We start from the raw sequence: 19,599 nt of genomic DNA on the forward strand, positions 1-19,599 counted from the left end.
CAAATGCGGCAAGAGGAACCATCAGCCCGAAAATCTACCCATAACGTCAGCACGCCAGGCTTTCAGTCCATTCAGATCCCGGGGCCAGGCGCGTAGCGGAGCCAGAATCTCCGTGAAAAAAGAGTAATAGCCGCTACAAAGTCGGTTGTAGCCGGCACTGTTGATATGTGCGGGGCAGCCTCCCTGGCAGACTATTTTCACAGAACACCGTTGACACTCCCGGCGCTGGCTTTTCTTAATACCAAAGGGAAGCCGGGTTGCGGAATCTACGGCTGGCGCTAACGTATTATTAGCAAGCTGTCCCAGGTAATGCTGGCTATTAATCAGATGATCGCAGGCATAGAGTTTGCCGTCCGGCTCCATGACCAGATTCGTTCCGCAGCGGGCGGAATGGACACAGGTGGCGCTGATATGCGTAAAATATTGTGCCCATGCCTGTTCAATGTTGATCACAAAAACCCGTCCCATATCGCCGCGTTTGCGCCATTGACGCCAGATATCAATCATGAAACGTCCCCAGTTATCCGCACTCAATTGGTAACGTTGCTGTAGGGCGTTGCCTTCGTTCATCAGTGGCTGAAATTGCAGATAACGAACGCCAAGGCTAACAACATGATCGTAGATGGCTGCCGCATGGCGAGCCATGTCATCATGCACGACAATCAGTACATTAAAATCGACTCGATAGTGTTGTAACAATGTGATTCCCCGCAACACCGCCGGATAGCTGGCCTCGCCGCGTTTGCCCGGACGATGATGATTTTGCAAGTCTTCACTGCCCTCAAGACTGATGCCAATAGTAAAATTATTGTCGCGAAACAGACGGCACCAGGCATCGTTTAACAACGTCGCATTCGTTTGCAGACTATTACTGATCGTCACGCCGTCAGGCGCATATCGTTGTTGAAGCGCTATTACCTTTTTATAAAAACCGATTCCGGCTAAAAGCGGTTCACCGCCTTGCCAGACAAAATTAATTTCACGCGCACTGGCAGGTTGCGCCGCAATATAGCGACAAATAAAAATCTCCAGCGTTGATTCATTCATTTTTTCTACGGGCGTTTCGCCCTGTGGATAATAACAATAGCGGCAGGCCAGATTACATGCAGGGCCTATGGGCTTTGCCAGAATATGAAAGGGTATCTGCGCGCGATATTCCGTCATTACGGGGATTTGTTGTTGCCGTAATGTGTTGAGATTCAACATTATTCTGTCCTGTAGTTATCATTTCTGATGCGGAGACATGACTCACATTTCGCAATAGCGTTCGTCTGGCGCTGCGGGCAGAATGCCGAGAGCAGGCTGTATCTATTGATACGCCGGTTTTCTGCATAGCGCATGACGCTATTGAAACGTTATTTAGCAAATCCTGTCTGAGCCAGAAATTAAGTCTCTGTTAACCTGCGCTATTACAGAAAATCATAGAACAGTCGTCTCAAAAGAATATCGTCCTGAAGGACGAGAACTCACGGCATTTTCAGGAGATGAGTCAACCGCGACAGAAAAAAATCATATTAATAATTTTAAATTATTTTTTAGAAAACCAGACAGGATTTAAATTAAAATCATTTATTTTCAAGATGTTATAAAAAATACCGCAACATACGTCACATTATTAACATGTGAATGATTGTGTTAACCGAATGTAAATTGTATGTTTCAACATACCACTATTTTACTGCGCCCCGACGCGCTCATCCGGATGGAAGGAGATAACATGTCAGCCTTATCAACTACTGGCCATAATGACGGGATCACTCTCCATTGCTTACAGAGCATTGCGCAACTCATTCCTCTGTCGTCGGCGGTTTTTTATCGTGTTAATGCTTATTTAAAGCCAGAAGCCTATGTTTTACATAACATTTCTAATAGCACACACCAACAATATCTGGAGCATTTTCAACCATTAGACCCGCTATCGCCTTCCCGGTTCGGCCAACAGGTTGTTACCGTAGCGACGATGACGCCCGGTATCTGTGCCCGACATCGCCATTATTATCATGAATTTATGCTACCTAATCATGTGTGCGACATGATTGAGATCTTTATTCGTCGGGGCCATCGTATTATCGCGGGCATTTCATTAATGCGCGATATACCTTTTTCCAGCGAAGAGCGTTTGCGAGCCCAGGCAGTACAACCATTACTGGGACTGGCGATTCATGATTCTCTTCAGGAAGACAACGATCTGGAGTCAATATTGACCGCCAAAGAGCGTGAAATTGTGGGAATGGTCTGCGAAGGGGCCAGCAACAAATTGATTGCCCGTCAGTTGAATATTTCTCTCTCAACAGTGAAAACGCATTTACGTAATATTTTTGCTAAAACAGAAGTGATAAATCGCACGGAACTGGTTTCCCGAACCAGAATGTCTTCGGTACAACATGCACAGCATATGTGAAAGCGTGCTTTTTAACCCGCGTCAATTGCGGGTCTTTTCCCCATTGTCATATATGCCTGAATTAATACCACTCTCTGATCTGATGCCTCAATAAAATGTCATATTATCTGGCGTCGGTATCCTGTTGCAGCCATTGATTCATGGCCTGATTGATCATATTTATCACACTAAGCAGAAGAACACGCTGGTGCCGCTCAAGCCGCAGATAACGGCGCAGCGGCGGCATTTTACAAACTACTTCGCTAGCAGCCCATAGCTCAATGCTGCAATACCATTCCTTATGATGTAAAACCAGCGTAAACCGACGATAATCCAGTTCACTCAGTGCCTGTTGTAAATTGGGGAAACAATTAAGATAGTTAATCAGCCCGGCGGTACTTTTGCTGCCAGTAAAAATGACGGGATAACGTTTCAGCCATCCGGGCTGATGAACGCGAATTTTGCCCTGCAAAGGATAATTGATTGTGCCTTTCACCCTGAATTCACAACTGTGAATACTGGCCATGAATAACCGTTTTTGCTGAGCATGGCAGATAACCTGGGTAAATGCATTCAGATGCAGCACGGCGCTATGTTCGGTCAATTTTTCACAACGCCAGCCGCTCAAATCACGTAACACCATGTTCATTAATGTGCTCTTAAACCAGGGGACGGAGGACATCTGGCGTCATCTCTTCATTGTTTCGCTTTTCATAATTGCCCATAGCCCGTTCCACGACCTCTTCTACCGGAAGCGGGAGGAAAGGATTAACCCGTTGCACACATAATGTCCAGAATAAGGCATAGGCGGCAGTCAATCCAAGCATAATACCGAATGGTATAAGTACATCCCGACTGTTCATTCCTGGAGGCGCGATATTAATAATGGCGATAATAATACCCACGCTCGAAATAATCTGAGGTAAGGGAAACCAGGGGGCCCGGTAAGCGCGTGGTAAATCGGGGCGCCGAATACGTAAGATAACGACCGATAACGTTACCAGCAGATAAGCTACTCCCCAGGCGCAGACCGCAGCGAGGATCAGCGGAACAATGTGGTCGATATCACCGTTCAGATACCAGGCATGTAAACAGGGAATCGCAACACCGAATGCGATGGCGATGACCGGTGTTTTAAAGCGGGGGTGCAACCAGGTCAGAAACCGCGGCAAAGCGCCGTCCAGCGCCATGCCGTATATAATACGCGGTACTGCCGCCATTAGCGTATTAATCGTCGCACATCCCGCTAACAACAACCCCACGCCCAGCCAGTATTGCCCGACATGTCCCATGACACGATTGGCAAAGGCGGGAATAGCCATCGGCGTATCCAGTAAAAAGATATGGTTTGCCGCATCGACCACCACATTATTTACCTGCCGGTTAATCGCAGCGCCATAGAGGAACATACAACCTGCCACCGCTAAAAGGCCAAGCGCCATCGCTCTGGGAATCGTACGATGCGCTTTTTTAATTTCCGGCGCCATTGGCGTGACCAGTTCACAACCGACGAACATAAACATCGCCATGCCAATATAACCAAACAGACCAGAAAGATTACTGACATCAAGAGGTGCGCCAAACCACCCGGAATGATGAGTGACCGGGGATAACAGGATCCCGCATAAACCGAAGATGGTCAGGGTAGTCCACATACCGAATGTAAGAAACACTTCCACCTTGCCAAATACTTCAACACCAATGGCATTCAGTAACCCGAAAACCACTACCATGCCGACGCCAACCATCCAGGTATTGTGCTGCATGGCCACGTGTTCGCTAACAGACTCAAAGTTCACCAGCGCCATGACGCCAGCGAGAATCGTTTCTGCCGTGCCGGCAAAAATGTGTACGATCAGGTAAGCGCAAAGCGCACCGGTGATAGCGAAAAAACGCCCCATCCCGCAGGAAATATAGTCGTAGACGGAGCCAGTCGTGGGAATAAGCGTTGCCGCTTCGGCAAAGGTGGTAATCTGCGCTTGCATCATAATAAATGCCAGTAATACCGCAAGAGCAAAGGTATCTCCCCCTGAGCCAAAACCACTGGTCACGGTCAGGATCACCGGGCTTGCCATAATCAGCCCGACGGAGCTGGCAAGCGTCGTGGGGAAACCAATAACGCCACGTTCAAGATGGCTGGCAAGTCTGTTTTTAAACATGGTCAACCTCTTCACTATTATTACAACAATAAATTACCGCTCCGGAATAACGCTTATTTATGGCAGGCACCGTATCTAACAGGTATCGTCCTGAAGAGGGATAACGGTAAATAACGTTGTGACGCCGTCCCCGCATGCGCTAATAGCAAGTGGGGAGCGCGTTATTCTCCCCAGTGATGCCAACGCTACTGACGAACAATTAAAGGATTCAACCCTGCTTATGGCTTTCAACTTTTGCCAGATAATGTTTTACAAAACGGGGCGTTAAAACTTTCCATGCCACTTCGGTTCCCTGTTCAACAAACCAACTATCGCCTGGTGAAAAACGTATCGGTTCCTGACCCGCAACAGTGAGTTCCACTTCCCCTTCCAGCACGGTTGCGTGCTCGGTAAAGGGATAAATCATAGTGAAACCGCCGCGGGTCGATGAAAACAGTCCACAGGTAAATACGTCCTCAGGTTTACCGTAAATCATCGCAACGGCGACCTGGGGATCGCCTTCTGTTGGCAACGCCCCCAACAGGCTGACACTCCCGATTGGCTGTAATTCAGGAACAGGTTGATTGAGTTTAAAAGCTTGCATTAATGTTCTCCTGGTTAATTCCGGCCTTTCCAGAAACCGGCTGTTTGATGTATCAGTTTTCCCGCACTGACCAGCAATAGACGTAGACTGTCGCGACCATAAATTGTCGCGTGGGGAATGCTACTCATCAGACGATACCGCTCGGAACCGCCATTTATTCCTTCGGCCAGGATTTTGCATACAATATGGGAAGGCGTGACGCCAAATCCGGAATAACCCTGAACATAAAAAACATTATTGTGCTCACGAAGCGTGCCAATCTGCGGAAACAGATTCGCGCTACAGGCCATCGGTCCGCCCCAGGCAAAATCGATTTTAACGTCTTTCAAATAAGGAAAGACCTCCGTCAACAGAGTGCGGTTCCAGGCAGCAAAATCGTGCGGGGTATATTCAAGAAACCTTGTGGCGCTGCCAAACAGCAGACGGTTTTCTTTTGTGAGACGGTAGTAATTTATCACCGGGCGGATATCACTAAAAGCCCCGCGCAAGGGACTGATCCGCTCAACAAGCTCGCTGGAGAGAGGTTCTGTAGAGACCTGATAAGAATAAGTAACCAGCGTTTTCTTATAAATTTCTGGTTCCAGATTATTGAGAAAACTATCACAGGCCCACAGCAATTTGGCCGCTTTTACGCTGCCCATCGCAGTACGTACCCGCACAGTTTTACCGTAACTGACCTCAACCACAGGTGAATATTCGAATATCTTCACCCCCAGCGAATTCGCAGCCTGAGCGGAGCCCAGCAATAAATTCAGCGAGTGGACATGCCCTCCCCCCATATGCTTGAGAACACCGCAGTAGACGTCGGAACCGATAACCTGCTGCACGTCTTTACCGGTATAGAGTTCAATATCGTCTTCCGGCGTAGCGGCTTTGAATTCTTTTTCCCATTGTTGCAGCGTTTTTAACTGCCGCTGGTTGTAGGCCAGATAACCATATCCGGGGACAAAATCAGCATCAATATGGTATTTACGAATTCGCTCCCGAATAATGCCTGCGCCGAGGTTCGAGATTTTAAACAGCGTCTCCATTCCCGCTGCGCCTACATATTTTTTAACGGCTTCGATGTCGTGACCTATACCGGCCATCACCTGACCGCCGTTTCGCCCGGTGCCGCCATACCCAAGATGGCGGGCTTCCAGAACGACAACATTAGTGATCCCCTGCTCCGCCAGTTCCAGCGCGGTATTGATGCCTGAAAAGCCACCGCCAATGATCACCACATCGGCATCAATATCGTCTTGCAGAGCAGGAAAATGCAACGGGTATTTTTTCGTCGCGCCGTAGTAATTCAACGCATCGATTTTTGTATTCATCGCGTTACCTTGTCATCACGCTTGACTAAGACCGCTATCACAGCACGGTAACGTTTTACAAAATATCGTCCGGAAGAATGACGTTCTTTGGAACGATATTCAGTTCCAGGCAAGTATGTTGAGATGGAAAAACGTACATTCCTGACCTACAGGCACTTCTGATGAGCGACGTGACATTACTTGCCGAAGTAACGACTTTTTTACGCCAACGACACGGACAATTTATTGCAGGTGAACGTCAGGCCGGAAACGGCACGAACTTCTCGGTCACTAACCCAGCCACCGGCAAAATCATCGCCGACGTTGTGTCGGCAACCCCTGCGCAGGCAGAAGAGGCCATGCAGAGCGCCAGACGGGCGTTTGATGTCTGGCGTAAAATGCCAACGTTACAACGCGGCGCATTACTGCTGAAACTGGCTGATACTCTTGCCGCTCATCGTGAAGAGTTAGCTCAACTGGAAAGCGTCTGTTCAGGTAAAACGATTATGCTGTCGCGCGGTCTTGAACTCGATCAGTCAGTGGCCTTCCTGCGTTACTTTGCCGGTTGGGCAGGAAAAATAACCGGTGAAACGCTGAATGTCTCCCTGCCATCAATGGGAGAAGAGAGATACACAGCGTTTACCCAACGCCAACCCATTGGCGTGGTCGTCGGTATTGTGCCGTGGAATTTCTCAATTATGATTGCTATCTGGAAACTGGCCGCAGCGCTGGTATGTGGCTGCACCATCGTCATTAAACCAAGTGAATATACCCCGCTGACACTGCTGCGAGTCGCTGAGCTGGCTAAAGAGGCAGGTTTCCCTGATGGCGTAATTAACGTGGTAAACGGTGCTGGCGGTGAGATAGCGCAACAGCTGATCGCGCATCCAGATTGCGCCAAAGTGAGTTTCACCGGGTCAGTCGCGACAGGTGAGAAAGTCCGGCGTTCGGCAACATCGTCAGGAAAACGCGTTACCCTCGAACTAGGAGGGAAAAATGCGGCGCTGTTTCTCAATGATCTCACGGCACAAGCCATGGTCAACGGTATTCTTGAAGCCGGTTATCTGAATCAAGGGCAAATTTGTGCTGCCGCAGAGCGTTTTTATCTGCCCCAGGAAAAACTGGATACGGTCATGACGCTCCTCAGACAACGGTTATCGGAGATCGTGCCCGGCTCGCCTTTAGATGAAAAAACGGTGATGGGCCCGCTGGCGAATCAGGTTCAGCTTGAAAAAGTGCTGCGTCTGATTCAACGTGCACGGGAAGAAGGGGATACCATTGTTTATGGCGGTGAAACTTTACCCGGCGAAGGGTACTTTTTACAGCCGACAGCGGTAAAAGTGCGTAGTAAAAACAGTACGCTGATGCACGAGGAGACCTTTGGCCCTGTCTGTAGCTTTATCGGTTATCAGAATGAAAAAGAGGCGCTTTCGCATATCAACGATTCGCCATTCGGCCTTGCTGCAAGTGTGTGGTCGGAAAATATATCTAAGGCATTACGCTACGCTGAAGATATTGATGCTGGCATGGTGTGGGTCAATATGCATACCTTCCTCGATCCCGCGGTACCCTTTGGAGGGATGAAAGGATCGGGCATAGGTCGTGAATTTGGCAGCGCGTTTATTGATGACTATACCGAACTTAAATCTGTCATGGTCCGTTATTAACCATCCTGAAAATGATGCAGGCAGATCAACCATACCGAAAGGTGGACTGTCTGCCTGATTATCAGGTTCGCTCGCTGCGTTTTTTTGCTTTTGGGATAATGTTAAACGCCCGGCCCGGCGTTCCTTCCTGCATTACTAGCGCCATCTACCGTTAGAGTAGGCTATCTCCAGCCTTAACGGTTCAGACTCATCCTGTAACATCGCTTCCAAAGACAACGCCAGCGTCTGATGATGGGCATCTTTTACACTGACTTTCAGCATATTGATGCTCGGTTCATAACGTAAAATAGCAGCGCGAAGCTCACGGCAAAACCAGTTGAGAACCCGTTTGTCACCCACATTCACCTCGTGCCATTCCGGCATACCCCGAGTGAGCAGCGGCGGTAATGTCTCGCCACCTGGCACGGCGCAAGAGTTGAATAAACACATTAACTTGCGTCGTACCAATTCATGTGGGCTTATCCCCTCAACCAAGAGCCTGTCGAATAGCGCGACCGGAATGGTTGGTGTCATCATCATTTCCCTATCTGGTTCATCGCCAGATCCCATACTGACGTTCTGGACTCCTGCTGAGCGCCGTCTGATTTCTCGGCAGTGATTTGCCATTCGATTTTCGTGAAGTTCAGCGACATCGTTTCCACCGGCTTACCGCCGGCGCCGCCGCTAACACTGAGTTGTGATATCAGCACGTTTGTCAGGGTATAAACGATAAGCGACCGCATTTTGCCGTCGTCATTGCGGCACAACGTCAGCACCGCGGTTCTAATTAGCCTCCCGCTACAGCAGTACTCATTGAGCACAGGCGTGGCGAGGTCGACAAATTTGGTGAGCGACATTTCACCAACATGCGCGCGCCCGGAAGTCCGCTCAGTGAGGCTAACATCGTTATTTACCTGCATTGCCACATTGTGGCTATAAGACATGATCTCTATCTGATCTTCAAAGCCTTCAACCTGGCTTTCGCCTTTGATATTGTCGAGCTTTAAAAAAATCGCATCCATGATTTATCTCCTTGTTGATCAGGTGGCAGTTCAGCAGCCAGACGAATACCGGCGGCCAGCGCTTGTGACTCTTATTAAAAGCGCAACGACCAAAAAACACAGCGTGAAAAGCGCCAGGTTTGCAGGGATTTTGCCGACGTTTACCCACGTCTGATGAACGTTATTCCGCTGGTTGCAAAGCAATAGAGGGTTTTGGCCCGCTGTGGCCAAATACAATTGAGGTTATACTGAACGCTCTCTGCCATATTCAATCCCTTTTATCGCAAAGTATCCCTGGTGCCGGTATCACAGCGTCGTTATTCAAAAATTGACATTTCAGAATAATAATCAGCTATATATAAAAAACACATCAAAAAGCAAATATCAACTTAATTTTTACTTATTTAATAAAAAAATCCAAATTGATTTACATCAATTAACACACACAAAAACATTAAAAATCAAAGGGTTAAATGAAAATTAATCACTATGGAAATTTTATTTTTCTTAATACTCACATTATAAATGTTATTTGCTTATTATCCTGTGAAAACTAAAAAATGATTTAAATCAAAAAACAAACTATTCTCGTTGATTAACGTTTTGACCGAAATAAAAAAGATTTTATACGTCCCGGGATAGTCTCCCTTTCTGATGGACAATATGCATTAACGAGCGGGCAAACAGGTAACTTCTGCCCGGGTAATCCGTTACCCGACTGATATTAACATTGTCATGAGGTGATATCATTTGCCCGGCCAGCCATAATCATCCGGAACCGGCGCTACGCCACGAACATCAGGACGGAGCATTTTTTGTCGATCCTCTTCGTCATCCACCCAGACACTGGCTATCTCTTCACAGGTTGCAAACCATACGCCATCATGCCCTTTAATATGTTCAATCAAACGTAACAACATCATCATATGATGCCCATGACCGATTATCTGCGGATGAAGAGCCATCGCATATAAACTGTTTTCCTGATGGTGATAAGCATAGGTAAAAATATCCTTCCAGCGTCGCAGAACACCGTCAGTATCGCTCATCCCCTCCTGGTTGCCGGTATACGCCAGTGCGGGAAAATCATCCAGATACCAGCTAACAGGAATTTCCAGAATCGCGCTGGCCGGGCCTGCGATATTTCCCGTCTCCCAATTCACCTGCCAACGTTGAGGATGGTAAGGCACAAGATCTCTCGCCATCAGGCTACTGTCATAGAGAAAACCGGCTTCCTCCAGAAGATCCAGCGTATTCTCGCTATAATCCCAATAGGGAGAACGGTATCCCACAGGGCGTATGCCGAAATGTCTTTTATAACAGGCGAACGCCAGATCCATAAGTCGGCGTTCTGTATCACGATTCACCAGCGTCGGATTTTCATGATAGTAGCCATGGTGAGCGATTTCATGCCCGGCATCAAAAATTGCTTTAATGATTTCCGGGAAGGTGTCTACAGTGTGTCCGGGAATAAAAAAGGTGGTTTTGATATTATTTTCTTTGAACAATTTCAGAAGCCTTGGTACGCCAACTTGAGCACCAAACTCTCCTCGTGACATAAAGGATGGCGACGGTCGATTAAATCCGCCCAGCCATAAAGACTGAGCATCTACATCAACACCAAGATTGACCGCAATCCTTTTACCCTCAGGTAATTTTAAATATCCCATAACGACCTCCAGCTAATACATAGAAGGGACACATTCTGTTATTTAATGTGTGATGGCCAGATATTATATATGCCTGCTTTTCTGCGTCTGTCCTTGAACGTTGTTGCTGCCCCCCCAAGTCTATTTTCATATAGAACATCGAGGTTAATTTCTCCTGAAATGACATCCTCTTGATTGACGTGCGCCTCTGCGATAATACCTTGTGGATTTTTCCACACGACATCACAGGGGCTTAAAATTGAACTTCGGGCCCAGCAGCCTGGCAGTGGCCCGCCCGGGTTTCCTCCCAGGCAACAGTGAACAAGATAAATTTGATTTTCAATACAACGTGCGTGGCAACAATGCCTGACTCGCCAAAATCCCTGTTCAGTAAACGTAGCGGAAGGCGTTAAAATTAACTCCACACCCTGTTCCGCCAGCGTCGCGGCACACTCCGGTATTTCTGCTTCATAACAAATATTAAAACCCACCTTTGCAAATGGCAGTTGAAAAACAGCCATTTTATCGCCTTCCTGAGTATACCAACCCCGTTCAGCCGGGAAGATATGCGTCTTACTGTGAGCATAATGTTCGCCATCGGGTCCCCATATATGCGCAACATTCTCATAGCGATCTGCTCCAGTCTGCTCCAGATGAGAGCCAGCAATAATGAACTGTCCTCTTTCTTTCGCTTCCTGTTGAAAAAGCTGCTTATAGGCATCCGTGAACTGATCAATTAAAGTAAGGTGTGAAATGGGTCTTTCTTGCCATTTTTTCAATAGTGTAAATAGCTCAATGGTAAATAGCTCCGGGAAGATAACGACATCAGCTCCCTGACTTTTATTAAGAAGTATCCTTACCTTTGTTATGAAATCTTCAAAAGTGTTTATTTCGGTAACAATATACTGACAGGCTGAAACAGTAAAATTACGTGGCATCGTGATATCCCCGGCATGAAATTTAAACTTAAATTAACGTATAGCGCATGGAGAATATTAGGGAGTGGACATTACGACATCAGGTTATTTTTTGTGAAGCTGCGCAAAATATATGGAGAAAAGAGTAGAAGCATTGAACCTTTATTTACATAAAGGGGACTTTATCGATGATCGCAGCGAGACAGAGAGTCGATAAAAATCCAGGCGAAAAACAATAACCCTTACCACAATATTATTTTCAGCATCTGAAAATAATCAGGCAAACTAAATGATAACGCGCTGGTATAAAACCAACGCGTATTTTTACCGATAAGGGTAATGAAGACGGCCACCCGAAGGTGGCCGTTAGAACCCGGTAGCGCTTCGCTTATCAGGCCTGTGAAACCGAGACAGCTTTAGCGGTGAGACGCCAGCGGCTGTTCCGTCATTGGCGGGTGGTGCTTTTCCGGATCTTTAATCAGTACCCACAGGATGATGGCGCCGATAATATCGAACAGACTGAGTGCAATGAAGAACGGGCCGTAACCGATAATAGCGACCAATGCCCCCATAAACAGGTTGAAGCTTAACTGTCCCATCCATGCCGCAGATCCTGCCAGACCGGCAACCGTCGCGACCTCATTTTTCTTGAACAGGTCAGCGCTCATGGTAATCACGACGGTAGACAGCGTCTGGTGCGCAAAACCGCCAATACTCATCAATGCAATGGCGACATACGGGTTAGTCGTAATGCTGACAAAACCGATCGAAATCATCAAAACAGCGCCGATGGTAAAGCTACAACGACGCGCATTGATCGTGGTCATGTGCATCTTTTCCATGAAGAACTTCGCCAGGAAACCGCCTGCAACGCAGCCGAAGTCCGCCGCCAGGAACGGCAGCCAGGCAAACATGGCGATCTCTTTTAACGGCAGATGCATCACGTTAATCAGATACAGCGGCATCCAGAAACTCAGCGTTCCCCATGCCGGGTCAGCAAGAAAACGGGTAATCGCCAATGCCCAGAAGTTACGCTTTTTAACGATCTCTTTAACGGCCGGTTTTTTATTATCGTCCTGGAGATAGCTTTCCTGGCCGTCTTCGATATAACGCAGCTCTTTGTGGGTGATCCACGGGTGTTTATTTGGCGAGTTATAAATCAGGAACCAGGTGATGGCGAACAGCACGCCGATCCCACCGGTAATCACAAACGCCATTTCAGTACCGATGCCGCTATCAGCAAAGGTCAGCATCGCCCAGACCACCAGCGGCGGCGCCAGCATCGCGCCAATTGAAGTACCGATATTAAACAGGCCCCCCGCAATACCGCGTTCTTTCGTCGGGAACCATTCGGCGCTGGCTTTAATCCCGGCCGGAATCGCTGACGCTTCGGTTAGCCCCATCAGACCACGCAGAAATGCCAGACTTATCCAGCCGCCGGCCAGCGCGTGCGCCATGTTGATCAGCGACCACAACAAGGCAAAGATAAAGAAGCCGATTTTCAGTCCGATGACATCCATCAAATAGCCGGTGATCGGCTGCGCAATGGTGTAACAAAGCTGGAAGGCGCTCACCACCCAGGAATATTGTTGCTCATCAAAATGGAGTTCTTTCATCATCGCTGGCGCCGCAACGCTAAGCGAGCTACGGGACAGGTAGTTTACGATGGTCCCTACGCAGACCAGGCCGATAATCCACCATCTTAATTTTGTCATCTTCATGATAAAGCCTCGTTAAAAAACATTAGCTCCGCGCCGTCTGACCTGTAGCGGGAAAACTGAAATCACAAAAATTGGTTGACCAATCAATATTTTCTCATCCGGACCGGTCAAAATCTGGCGGCAACTCCCGCCTTTAATATTCTTGAAATAAATACATCAACTCATTTCAAGTTGAATGGTGAATGCTTTCCACCCAGCAAAAATTGACACAGATCAAATAAATAAAATTGGCAGACCGTGAATGATGATATTTGTGATTTGGTTAGCCAATTTAGACAATAAGGTTGACATGAGAAAAATTTTGGTTGAATTTAGGGGGCAGAACGGGTTTACAAAGCACGTTTCGAAGTTGGCTGGCAATGGGTCAACCACGAAGACGTTATCGCAAGAAGAGGAAACGAGATATGAAACAAACCTGGCGCTGGTACGGACCTAACGACCCGGTAACGCTGTCAGATGTACGCCAGGCTGGCGCAACCGGCGTGGTAACGGCGTTACACCATATCCCGAATGGAGAAATTTGGTCGGTAGACGAGATCCAGAAACGTAAAGCTATCGTTGAAGAGGCGGGTCTGGAGTGGTCTGTGGTAGAGAGCGTACCTATCCACGAAGATATCAAAACCCACACCGGTCAGTACGATTTATGGATCAAAAACTACCAGCAAACGCTGCGTAACCTGGCGCAATGCGGTATCTATACGGTTTGCTATAACTTTATGCCGGTACTGGACTGGACACGTACGGATCTGGAATACGTATTACCGGATGGTTCCAAAGCGTTGCGTTTTGACCAGATTGAATTCGCCGCGTTCGAACTGCATATCCTGAAGCGTCCGGGAGCAGAAGCCGACTATACGGCAGAAGAGATTGCTCAGGCAGAGCGGCGTTTCGCCACCATGAGCGAGGAAGACAAAGCACGTCTGACCCGCAACATTATTGCCGGTTTACCTGGCGCGGAAGAAGGCTATACGCTGGATCAGTTCCGTCAACACCTGGCGACGTATAAAGATATCGATAAAGCAAAACTGCGTGAACATTTTGCCTATTTCCTGAAAGCCATTATTCCGGTTGCCGACGAGGTTGGCGTGCGTATGGCCGTTCACCCTGACGATCCGCCGCGCCCTATTCTCGGCCTGCCGCGCATTGTCTCTACCATTGAAGACATGCAATGGATGGTGGAAACCGTTAATAGCATGGCGAACGGCTTCACCATGTGTACCGGATCTTACGGCGTGCGCGCCGACAACGATCTGGTTGATATGATCAAACAGTTTGGTCCGCGCATCTACTTTACGCATCTGCGCTCTACGCTGCGCGAAGAGAATCCGAAGACCTTCCACGAGGCCGCCCATTTGCACGGCGATGTGGATATGTATGAAGTCGTTAAAGCGATTGTGGAAGAAGAGCACCGTCGTAAAGCCGAAGGTAGCGACGATCTGATCCCAATGCGCCCGGACCACGGTCATCAGATGCTGGACGATCTGAAGAAGAAAACGAATCCGGGTTATTCCGCCATTGGCCGTCTGAAAGGGCTTGCGGAAGTCCGCGGCGTCGAACTGGCTATCCAGCGCGCTTTCTTTAGCAAATAACCTTCTTTCGCATGGCGCGACGCGTCATGCGATTTCCCCTACTCAATGCAATAGCAACATGCCTCGCCCCGGAGATCGCGGGCGAAGACGTCGAATGACAGGAGTTTGCAATGGAACAGAATATCGCCACCGCCCAGGTTTCCGTCGCCCGCCCAAACTGGGACAAATCACGTCTGGTATCCCGTATTGTGCATCTGGGCTGCGGGGCGTTTCACCGCGCGCACCAGGCGCTCTTTACCCATCATCTACTGGAAAAGAGCGACAGCGACTGGGGCATTTGTGAAGTGAACCTGATGCCGGGTAACGACGCGCGGCTGATCGCGAACCTGAAAGCGCAAAATCTGCTGTACACCGTTGCAGAACGCGGCGCAGAAAGCACCGAACTGAAAATTATCGGTTCAATGAAAGAAGCGCTACACCCTGAATTCGACGGTCATGCAGGGATTCTGGCGGCAATGGCGCGCCCGGAAACCGCCATCGTCTCCTTAACCGTGACCGAAAAAGGCTACTGCACCGACCCCGCCAGCGGCGAGCTTGATGTCAATAACCCGCTGATCCAAAACGATCTTGCCCATCCACAGCAGCCTAAATCCGCCATTGGCTATATTGTCGAAGCGCTAAACATGCGCCGGGAGCAAGGACTGAAAGCTTTTACCGTGCTGTCGTGCGATAACGTGCGCGAGAATGGTCACGTCGCGAAGGCTGCCGTCCTCGGCCTGGCGAAAGCTCGCGATGCCGCCCTCGCCGCATGGATTGCCGACAATGTGACCTTCCCCTGCACCATGGTTGACCGCATTGTTCCGGCAGCGACCGAAGAGACGCTACAACTGGTTGCCGACCAGTTAGGCGTTTATGATCCCTGCGCTATCGCCTGCGAACCCTTCCGCCAGTGGGTCATCGAAGATAACTTTGTGAATGGTCGCCCGGACTGGGATACCGTCGGCGCGCAATTCGTTGCAGATGTCGTACCGTTTGAGATGATGAAGCTGCGTATGCTTAACGGCAGTCACTCTTTCCTCGCCTATCTGGGTTATCTCGGCGGGTATGACACTATCGCCGATACTATGACTAACCCGGCTTACCGTCGCGCGGCGCTGGCGCTGATGCTTGATGAACAAGCGCCGACGTTGTCAATGCCGGAAGGCACCGATCTGGAAGGGTATGCGAATTTGTTGATTGCGCGTTTCACTAACCCCTCGTTGAAACACCGCACCTGGCAGATCGCGATGGATGGCAGTCAGAAACTGCCGCAGCGTTTGTTGGACCCGGTACGTCTGCACTTGCAACAGGGCGATGACTATCGCCGCCTGACGCTGGGCGTCGCCGGATGGATGCGTTATGTCGGCGGTGTCGATGAGCAAGGTAAAACCATTGATGTCGTCGATCCGCTGCTTGCACAGTATCAGGCGATTCATCAGCAATATCAGACGCCGGAAGAACGCGTTCGCGGGCTACTGGCCATCGAGTCTATCTTTGGCAACGACCTGCCGAAGAACCACGAATTTGTGCAAGCCGTTACCGACGCTTACCAACAGCTATTGCAGAATGGCGCGAAAGCCACGGTAGAAGCGCTGGCTAAGTAAGGAGATAAATCATGGCTACGTTTATGACTGAAGATTTTCTACTGAAAAACGACATTGCCCGCACGCTGTACCATAAATACGCCGCGCCCATGCCGATTTATGACTTCCACTGCCATTTAAGTCCGCAGGAAATCGCCGACGATCGCCGTTTCGATAACCTCGGTCAGATCTGGCTGGAAGGCGACCACTATAAATGGCGAGCGCTACGAAGCGCAGGCGTGGATGAGTCGCTGATCACCGGCAAAGAGACCAGCGATTATGAAAAATATATGGCCTGGGCCAATACCGTACCAAAAACGCTGGGTAATCCGCTGTATCACTGGACGCACCTTGAACTACGCCGTCCATTTGGCATTACAGGTACGCTGTTCGGACCGGATACCGCAGAAAGTATCTGGACGCAGTGTAATGAGAAACTGGCGACGCCGGCCTTTTCCGCGCGCGGTATTATGCAGCAGATGAATGTGCGGATGGTCGGAACCACCGACGACCCGATAGATTCTCTGGAATATCACCGCCAGATAGCCGCCGACGACAGCATTGATATTGAAGTCGCGCCAAGCTGGCGCCCCGACAAAGTTTTCAAAATCGAACTGGACGGCTTTGTCGATTACCTGAGGAAACTGGAAGCGGCGGCAGATGTCAGCATTACCCGTTTCGACGATTTACGTCAGGCGCTCACTCGCCGCCTCGACCATTTCGCCGCCTGCGGCTGCCGCGCGTCGGATCATGGCATTGAAACGCTGCGATTTGCGCCGGTGCCCGACGACGCGCAGCTTGACGCCATTCTGGGCAAACGTCTGGCTGGCGAAACGCTGAGCGAACTTGAGATCGCCCAGTTTACCACGGCGGTGCTGGTCTGGCTGGGCCGCCAGTACGCCGCGCGCGGCTGGGTGATGCAGCTACATATTGGCGCGATCCGTAACAATAATACCCGAATGTTCCGCCTGCTGGGGCCGGATACCGGCTTTGACTCCATTGGCGATAATAACATTAGCTGGGCGCTCTCCCGTTTGCTCGACAGTATGGATGTGACCAATGAACTGCCCAAGACTATCCTCTATTGCCTGAACCCACGTGATAACGAAGTCCTGGCGACCATGATCGGTAACTTCCAGGGGCCGGGAATTGCCGGAAAAGTGCAGTTTGGTTCCGGCTGGTGGTTTAACGATCAGAAAGACGGTATGCTGCGCCAACTGGAGCAACTGTCGCAAATGGGACTGTTAAGTCAGTTTGTCGGGATGCTGACCGACTCCCGCAGTTTCCTTTCTTATACGCGACATGAATATTTCCGTCGTATTCTCTGTAACCTGCTGGGACAGTGGGCGCAGGACGGAGAGATTCCTGATGATGAAGCGATGCTAAGCCGTATGGTTCAGGATATCTGCTTCAATAATGCCCAACGTTATTTCACGATTAAATAATCGCTATTAATCTGTGAGCACAGGTTTCAGGTATTTTGAGAGGCAGGAAGGCGGTAAGAGAGTGAGAAATTTAGCAGTAACGCACTTTTCCAGCCAAAGTCTGGCCGCCGATAAAAAGCAAAGAGGTTACTGATTAATCCCGAATCACTTACTAAGGTAAGTGATTCGGGTAAACAAACACAGCCATCTTCTGCGTCATGCTTTTTTTCTCTGTCCGGAATAACTCCAGTGCAGAAAGAGTGATACATCAGTCCTGTTGATGATGGATCCTGTGGGTTATACGGTAATAACTTATGACTTCACAGTGTGGTTTCTTTTAACAAATCGACAGCCAGCATTTCCAGCTGGTTAACCACCTCATTACTGGATCGCTCCATTCTGTCGAGTTCTTGCGACATCGCATTCATATCGCCTGCGGCAAAATAGTTCAGCGCAGAGTGACCAGCGGTATGCACCTCTTTATGCGGCGCTTCCAGACTACGGAAACTGTAGTAATTGCTAAACTGCTGCCCTTCAAAACCGTAGTACCATTTCCCCAGCCGACACTGATCGTGCATCGTTATTTTACTGTTTATGTCTTTATTTAAGAGTAATTTGTAGACTTCCATTTTCCAGATAACATGGTCAACTTTGACAATATTCAAAAACTGCACCGTAGAGATGTACTGCATGACCGATTTCATGCTCAGCGATTTATCGATGACGATGCCAATAGACTCCACAATTTGATTTATGTTAGTCGTAATATTATCAATAACCGGCTGTTGGTTATCCAGCACCTCACTCACTCTGGCCGTATTATCTTTGATTACAGAGGTTAACGTACTGACGCTTTTCGAACTGTGTTTAACATCTTCGGACAGGTTTTTCACCTCTTTCGAAATAACGCTAAAACCACGCCCGGCATCCCCTACGCGCGCGGCCTCGATCGCGGAGTTAATCGCTATCAAATTGGTCTGGTTAGCGATCTTCTGTATCTCTTTAATACACGCATTAATTTGCGTTAAGGAGGTATTTAAGTCGCCCATACGACAGCCAATATCCGATGAAGTCGTGCCAATTTCGGTGATAAATTCCACGAGCGATTTTAATGAACTTCTGGCTTTATCATTCTGTTCATTAAGTTCATTAATGCGTTCTTTTTCAATGTTGAGCTGCTCACAGGATTTAATGATGGCATTACGAATGATATCGATCGTCGAGATCCCCATCAGAATTTTTTGACACAGTATCCGCTCATAAGGCTCAGGAGTATCCACCACCACGTCAGACGCATTAGCGCCAGATTCTGCTGCTGGCGGCGGTATTTTGACAACATTATTATTCCAGTGGCGCAAGCCTAATACTTTTTTAAACATATACCATTCTCCTTATTATATGTGGACATCCTGATCTATGCCTGGATAAAGTATTATCAACTCATGCTAACATAATGAAAAATCGGCTGTCATCTGCCATAACCATACGCTCACCAGAATAAGACAAAACGTCCACCAAACTTAAATAATTACAAGGTAAACTATTCAACAATACCATTAATAGTCATGATGGAAGTCGCTTCGCTTTATACGGAAATATTATTTACAAGGCTGACAATAATAGCTGAATAATAATTAACTGCATTTACTTAGGTGTATCTATATCTCGGCCCG

Annotated in this window: 16 protein-coding genes and 18 other annotated features; of the genes, 5 read left to right on the plus strand and 11 right to left on the minus strand. The window is 48.6% G+C overall.

All coding sequences use genetic code 11. From position 1 onward, the window contains the following. Positions 1-21: 21 nt before the first annotated feature. Positions 22-1,213 (minus strand): putative arylsulfatase regulator gene (locus STM3123; RefSeq protein NP_462038.1). Within the gene, positions 22-1,206 belong to an annotated coding region; the region does not span the whole gene. Beyond that, positions 1,208-1,213, minus strand: a ribosome-binding site (putative RBS for STM3123; RegulonDB:STMS1H003160). It overlaps the preceding gene by 6 nt. Positions 1,214-1,710: 497 nt before the next feature. Continuing rightward, positions 1,711-1,716: a ribosome-binding site (putative RBS for STM3124; RegulonDB:STMS1H003161), on the plus strand. On the opposite strand from STM3123, the gene STM3124 reads away from it, so the two are divergent. After that, the gene (locus tag STM3124; protein ID NP_462039.1) for a putative response regulator occupies positions 1,711-2,401 on the plus strand. Within the gene, positions 1,718-2,401 belong to an annotated coding region; the region does not span the whole gene. Its footprint overlaps the feature before it by 6 nt. Positions 2,402-2,504: 103 nt before the next feature. On the opposite strand, the gene STM3125 is transcribed toward STM3124, so the two are convergent. The 4 genes from STM3125 to STM3128 form a co-directional block, all read right to left on the minus strand. Next, positions 2,505-3,066 (minus strand): putative cytoplasmic protein gene (locus STM3125; protein ID NP_462040.1). Within the gene, positions 2,505-3,062 belong to an annotated coding region; the region does not span the whole gene. After that, positions 3,040-4,545 (minus strand): putative amino acid transporter gene (locus STM3126; RefSeq protein ID NP_462041.1). Within the gene, positions 3,040-4,539 belong to an annotated coding region; the region does not span the whole gene. Before STM3126 ends, STM3125 begins: the two co-directional genes overlap by 27 nt. Next, positions 3,061-3,066 (minus strand) — a ribosome-binding site (putative RBS for STM3125; RegulonDB:STMS1H003162). (Overlaps the previous gene by 6 nt.) Further along, positions 4,540-4,545 (minus strand) — a ribosome-binding site (putative RBS for STM3126; RegulonDB:STMS1H003163). Its footprint lies within the gene STM3126. Positions 4,546-4,747: 202 nt before the next feature. After that, positions 4,748-5,130 (minus strand): putative cytoplasmic protein gene (locus STM3127; protein NP_462042.1). Within the gene, positions 4,748-5,122 belong to an annotated coding region; the region does not span the whole gene. Then, positions 5,125-5,130 (minus strand) — a ribosome-binding site (putative RBS for STM3127; RegulonDB:STMS1H003164). It overlaps the preceding gene by 6 nt. A gap of 6 nt (positions 5,131-5,136) precedes the next feature. Continuing rightward, positions 5,137-6,449, minus strand: a protein-coding gene (locus STM3128; protein ID NP_462043.1) for a putative oxidoreductase. Within the gene, positions 5,137-6,438 belong to an annotated coding region; the region does not span the whole gene. Continuing rightward, positions 6,444-6,449 (minus strand) — a ribosome-binding site (putative RBS for STM3128; RegulonDB:STMS1H003165). (Overlaps the previous gene by 6 nt.) A 138-nt stretch (positions 6,450-6,587) precedes the next feature. After that, positions 6,588-6,593 (plus strand) — a ribosome-binding site (putative RBS for STM3129; RegulonDB:STMS1H003166). Between STM3128 and STM3129 the strand changes: the two genes are divergently transcribed. Beyond that, the gene (locus STM3129; RefSeq protein ID NP_462044.1) for a putative NAD-dependent aldehyde dehydrogenase occupies positions 6,588-8,084 on the plus strand. Within the gene, positions 6,600-8,084 belong to an annotated coding region; the region does not span the whole gene. Its footprint overlaps the feature before it by 6 nt. A gap of 135 nt (positions 8,085-8,219) precedes the next feature. On the opposite strand, the gene STM3130 is transcribed toward STM3129, so the two are convergent. From STM3130 to STM3134, 5 genes are all read right to left on the minus strand, one after another. Continuing rightward, the gene (locus STM3130) for a putative cytoplasmic protein (RefSeq protein NP_462045.1) occupies positions 8,220-8,610 on the minus strand. Within the gene, positions 8,220-8,600 belong to an annotated coding region; the region does not span the whole gene. Continuing rightward, the gene (locus tag STM3131) for a putative cytoplasmic protein (RefSeq protein NP_462046.1) occupies positions 8,600-9,092 on the minus strand. Within the gene, positions 8,600-9,085 belong to an annotated coding region; the region does not span the whole gene. Before STM3131 ends, STM3130 begins: the two co-directional genes overlap by 11 nt. After that, positions 8,605-8,610 (minus strand) — a ribosome-binding site (putative RBS for STM3130; RegulonDB:STMS1H003167). (Overlaps the previous gene by 6 nt.) Beyond that, positions 9,087-9,092, minus strand: a ribosome-binding site (putative RBS for STM3131; RegulonDB:STMS1H003168). (Lies within the gene STM3131.) A 718-nt stretch (positions 9,093-9,810) precedes the next feature. Further along, positions 9,811-10,741, minus strand: a protein-coding gene (locus STM3132) for a chitin deacetylase (protein NP_462047.1). Within the gene, positions 9,811-10,734 belong to an annotated coding region; the region does not span the whole gene. Further along, positions 10,736-10,741, minus strand: a ribosome-binding site (putative RBS for STM3132; RegulonDB:STMS1H003169). Its footprint overlaps the gene before it by 6 nt. 31 nt (positions 10,742-10,772) lie before the next feature. Next, positions 10,773-11,656 (minus strand): putative amidohydrolase gene (locus STM3133; RefSeq protein ID NP_462048.1). Within the gene, positions 10,773-11,651 belong to an annotated coding region; the region does not span the whole gene. After that, positions 11,651-11,656: a ribosome-binding site (putative RBS for STM3133; RegulonDB:STMS1H003170), on the minus strand. Its footprint overlaps the gene before it by 6 nt. A gap of 390 nt (positions 11,657-12,046) precedes the next feature. Continuing rightward, the gene (locus STM3134; RefSeq protein ID NP_462049.1) for a putative permease occupies positions 12,047-13,362 on the minus strand. Within the gene, positions 12,047-13,351 belong to an annotated coding region; the region does not span the whole gene. After that, positions 13,357-13,362: a ribosome-binding site (putative RBS for STM3134; RegulonDB:STMS1H003171), on the minus strand. (Overlaps the previous gene by 6 nt.) A 340-nt stretch (positions 13,363-13,702) precedes the next feature. Then, positions 13,703-13,711 (plus strand) — a -35 signal (putative -35_signal for STM3135; RegulonDB:STMLTH004579). Between STM3134 and STM3135 the strand changes: the two genes are divergently transcribed. The 3 genes from STM3135 to STM3137 all read left to right on the plus strand — a co-directional run bounded on the left by STM3135 (position 13,703) and on the right by STM3137 (position 17,947). Continuing rightward, positions 13,703-14,940, plus strand: a protein-coding gene (locus tag STM3135) for a putative mannonate hydrolase (RefSeq protein NP_462050.1). Within the gene, positions 13,756-14,940 belong to an annotated coding region; the region does not span the whole gene. Its footprint overlaps the feature before it by 9 nt. After that, positions 13,730-13,738: a -10 signal (putative -10_signal for STM3135; RegulonDB:STMLTH004579), on the plus strand. (Overlaps the previous gene by 9 nt.) Then, positions 13,743-13,748 (plus strand) — a ribosome-binding site (putative RBS for STM3135; RegulonDB:STMS1H003172). A gap of 98 nt (positions 14,941-15,038) precedes the next feature. Next, positions 15,039-15,044: a ribosome-binding site (putative RBS for STM3136; RegulonDB:STMS1H003173), on the plus strand. Then, the gene (locus tag STM3136) for a putative D-mannonate oxidoreductase (RefSeq protein NP_462051.1) occupies positions 15,039-16,523 on the plus strand. Within the gene, positions 15,051-16,523 belong to an annotated coding region; the region does not span the whole gene. Its footprint overlaps the feature before it by 6 nt. Continuing rightward, positions 16,522-16,527, plus strand: a ribosome-binding site (putative RBS for STM3137; RegulonDB:STMS1H003174). It overlaps the preceding gene by 2 nt. Continuing rightward, positions 16,522-17,947 (plus strand): putative uronate isomerase gene (locus STM3137; RefSeq protein ID NP_462052.1). Within the gene, positions 16,535-17,947 belong to an annotated coding region; the region does not span the whole gene. (Overlaps the previous feature by 6 nt.) Before STM3136 ends, STM3137 begins: the two co-directional genes overlap by 2 nt. Before the next feature lie 299 nt (positions 17,948-18,246). Here the strand turns inward: STM3137 and STM3138 are convergent. Continuing rightward, positions 18,247-19,312 (minus strand): putative methyl-accepting chemotaxis protein gene (locus STM3138; protein NP_462053.1). Within the gene, positions 18,247-19,305 belong to an annotated coding region; the region does not span the whole gene. After that, positions 19,307-19,312 (minus strand) — a ribosome-binding site (putative RBS for STM3138; RegulonDB:STMS1H003175). It overlaps the preceding gene by 6 nt. Positions 19,313-19,599: the final 287 nt, after the last annotated feature.

The organism is Salmonella enterica subsp. enterica serovar Typhimurium str. LT2, from assembly GCF_000006945.2.
GTDB classification, from domain to species: domain Bacteria; phylum Pseudomonadota; class Gammaproteobacteria; order Enterobacterales; family Enterobacteriaceae; genus Salmonella; species Salmonella enterica.

What these genes read in the sequence shown, in the direction of transcription:
- STM3124 (NP_462039.1), top strand. Translation starts at nt 1,718, where the DNA reads ATGTCAGCCTTATCAACTACTGGCCATAATGACGGGATCACTCTCCAT.
- STM3131 (NP_462046.1), bottom strand. Translation starts at nt 9,085, where the DNA reads ATGGATGCGATTTTTTTAAAGCTCGACAATATCAAAGGCGAAAGCCAG.
- STM3125 (NP_462040.1), bottom strand. Translation starts at nt 3,062, where the DNA reads ATGTCCTCCGTCCCCTGGTTTAAGAGCACATTAATGAACATGGTGTTA.
- STM3137 (NP_462052.1), top strand. Translation starts at nt 16,535, where the DNA reads ATGGCTACGTTTATGACTGAAGATTTTCTACTGAAAAACGACATTGCC.
- STM3128 (NP_462043.1), bottom strand. Translation starts at nt 6,438, where the DNA reads ATGAATACAAAAATCGATGCGTTGAATTACTACGGCGCGACGAAAAAA.
- STM3129 (NP_462044.1), top strand. Translation starts at nt 6,600, where the DNA reads ATGAGCGACGTGACATTACTTGCCGAAGTAACGACTTTTTTACGCCAA.
- STM3127 (NP_462042.1), bottom strand. Translation starts at nt 5,122, where the DNA reads ATGCAAGCTTTTAAACTCAATCAACCTGTTCCTGAATTACAGCCAATC.
- STM3130 (NP_462045.1), bottom strand. Translation starts at nt 8,600, where the DNA reads ATGATGACACCAACCATTCCGGTCGCGCTATTCGACAGGCTCTTGGTT.
- STM3134 (NP_462049.1), bottom strand. Translation starts at nt 13,351, where the DNA reads ATGAAGATGACAAAATTAAGATGGTGGATTATCGGCCTGGTCTGCGTA.
- STM3136 (NP_462051.1), top strand. Translation starts at nt 15,051, where the DNA reads ATGGAACAGAATATCGCCACCGCCCAGGTTTCCGTCGCCCGCCCAAAC.
- STM3138 (NP_462053.1), bottom strand. Translation starts at nt 19,305, where the DNA reads ATGTTTAAAAAAGTATTAGGCTTGCGCCACTGGAATAATAATGTTGTC.
- STM3123 (NP_462038.1), bottom strand. Translation starts at nt 1,206, where the DNA reads ATGTTGAATCTCAACACATTACGGCAACAACAAATCCCCGTAATGACG.
- STM3132 (NP_462047.1), bottom strand. Translation starts at nt 10,734, where the DNA reads ATGGGATATTTAAAATTACCTGAGGGTAAAAGGATTGCGGTCAATCTT.
- STM3133 (NP_462048.1), bottom strand. Translation starts at nt 11,651, where the DNA reads ATGCCACGTAATTTTACTGTTTCAGCCTGTCAGTATATTGTTACCGAA.
- STM3126 (NP_462041.1), bottom strand. Translation starts at nt 4,539, where the DNA reads ATGTTTAAAAACAGACTTGCCAGCCATCTTGAACGTGGCGTTATTGGT.
- STM3135 (NP_462050.1), top strand. Translation starts at nt 13,756, where the DNA reads ATGAAACAAACCTGGCGCTGGTACGGACCTAACGACCCGGTAACGCTG.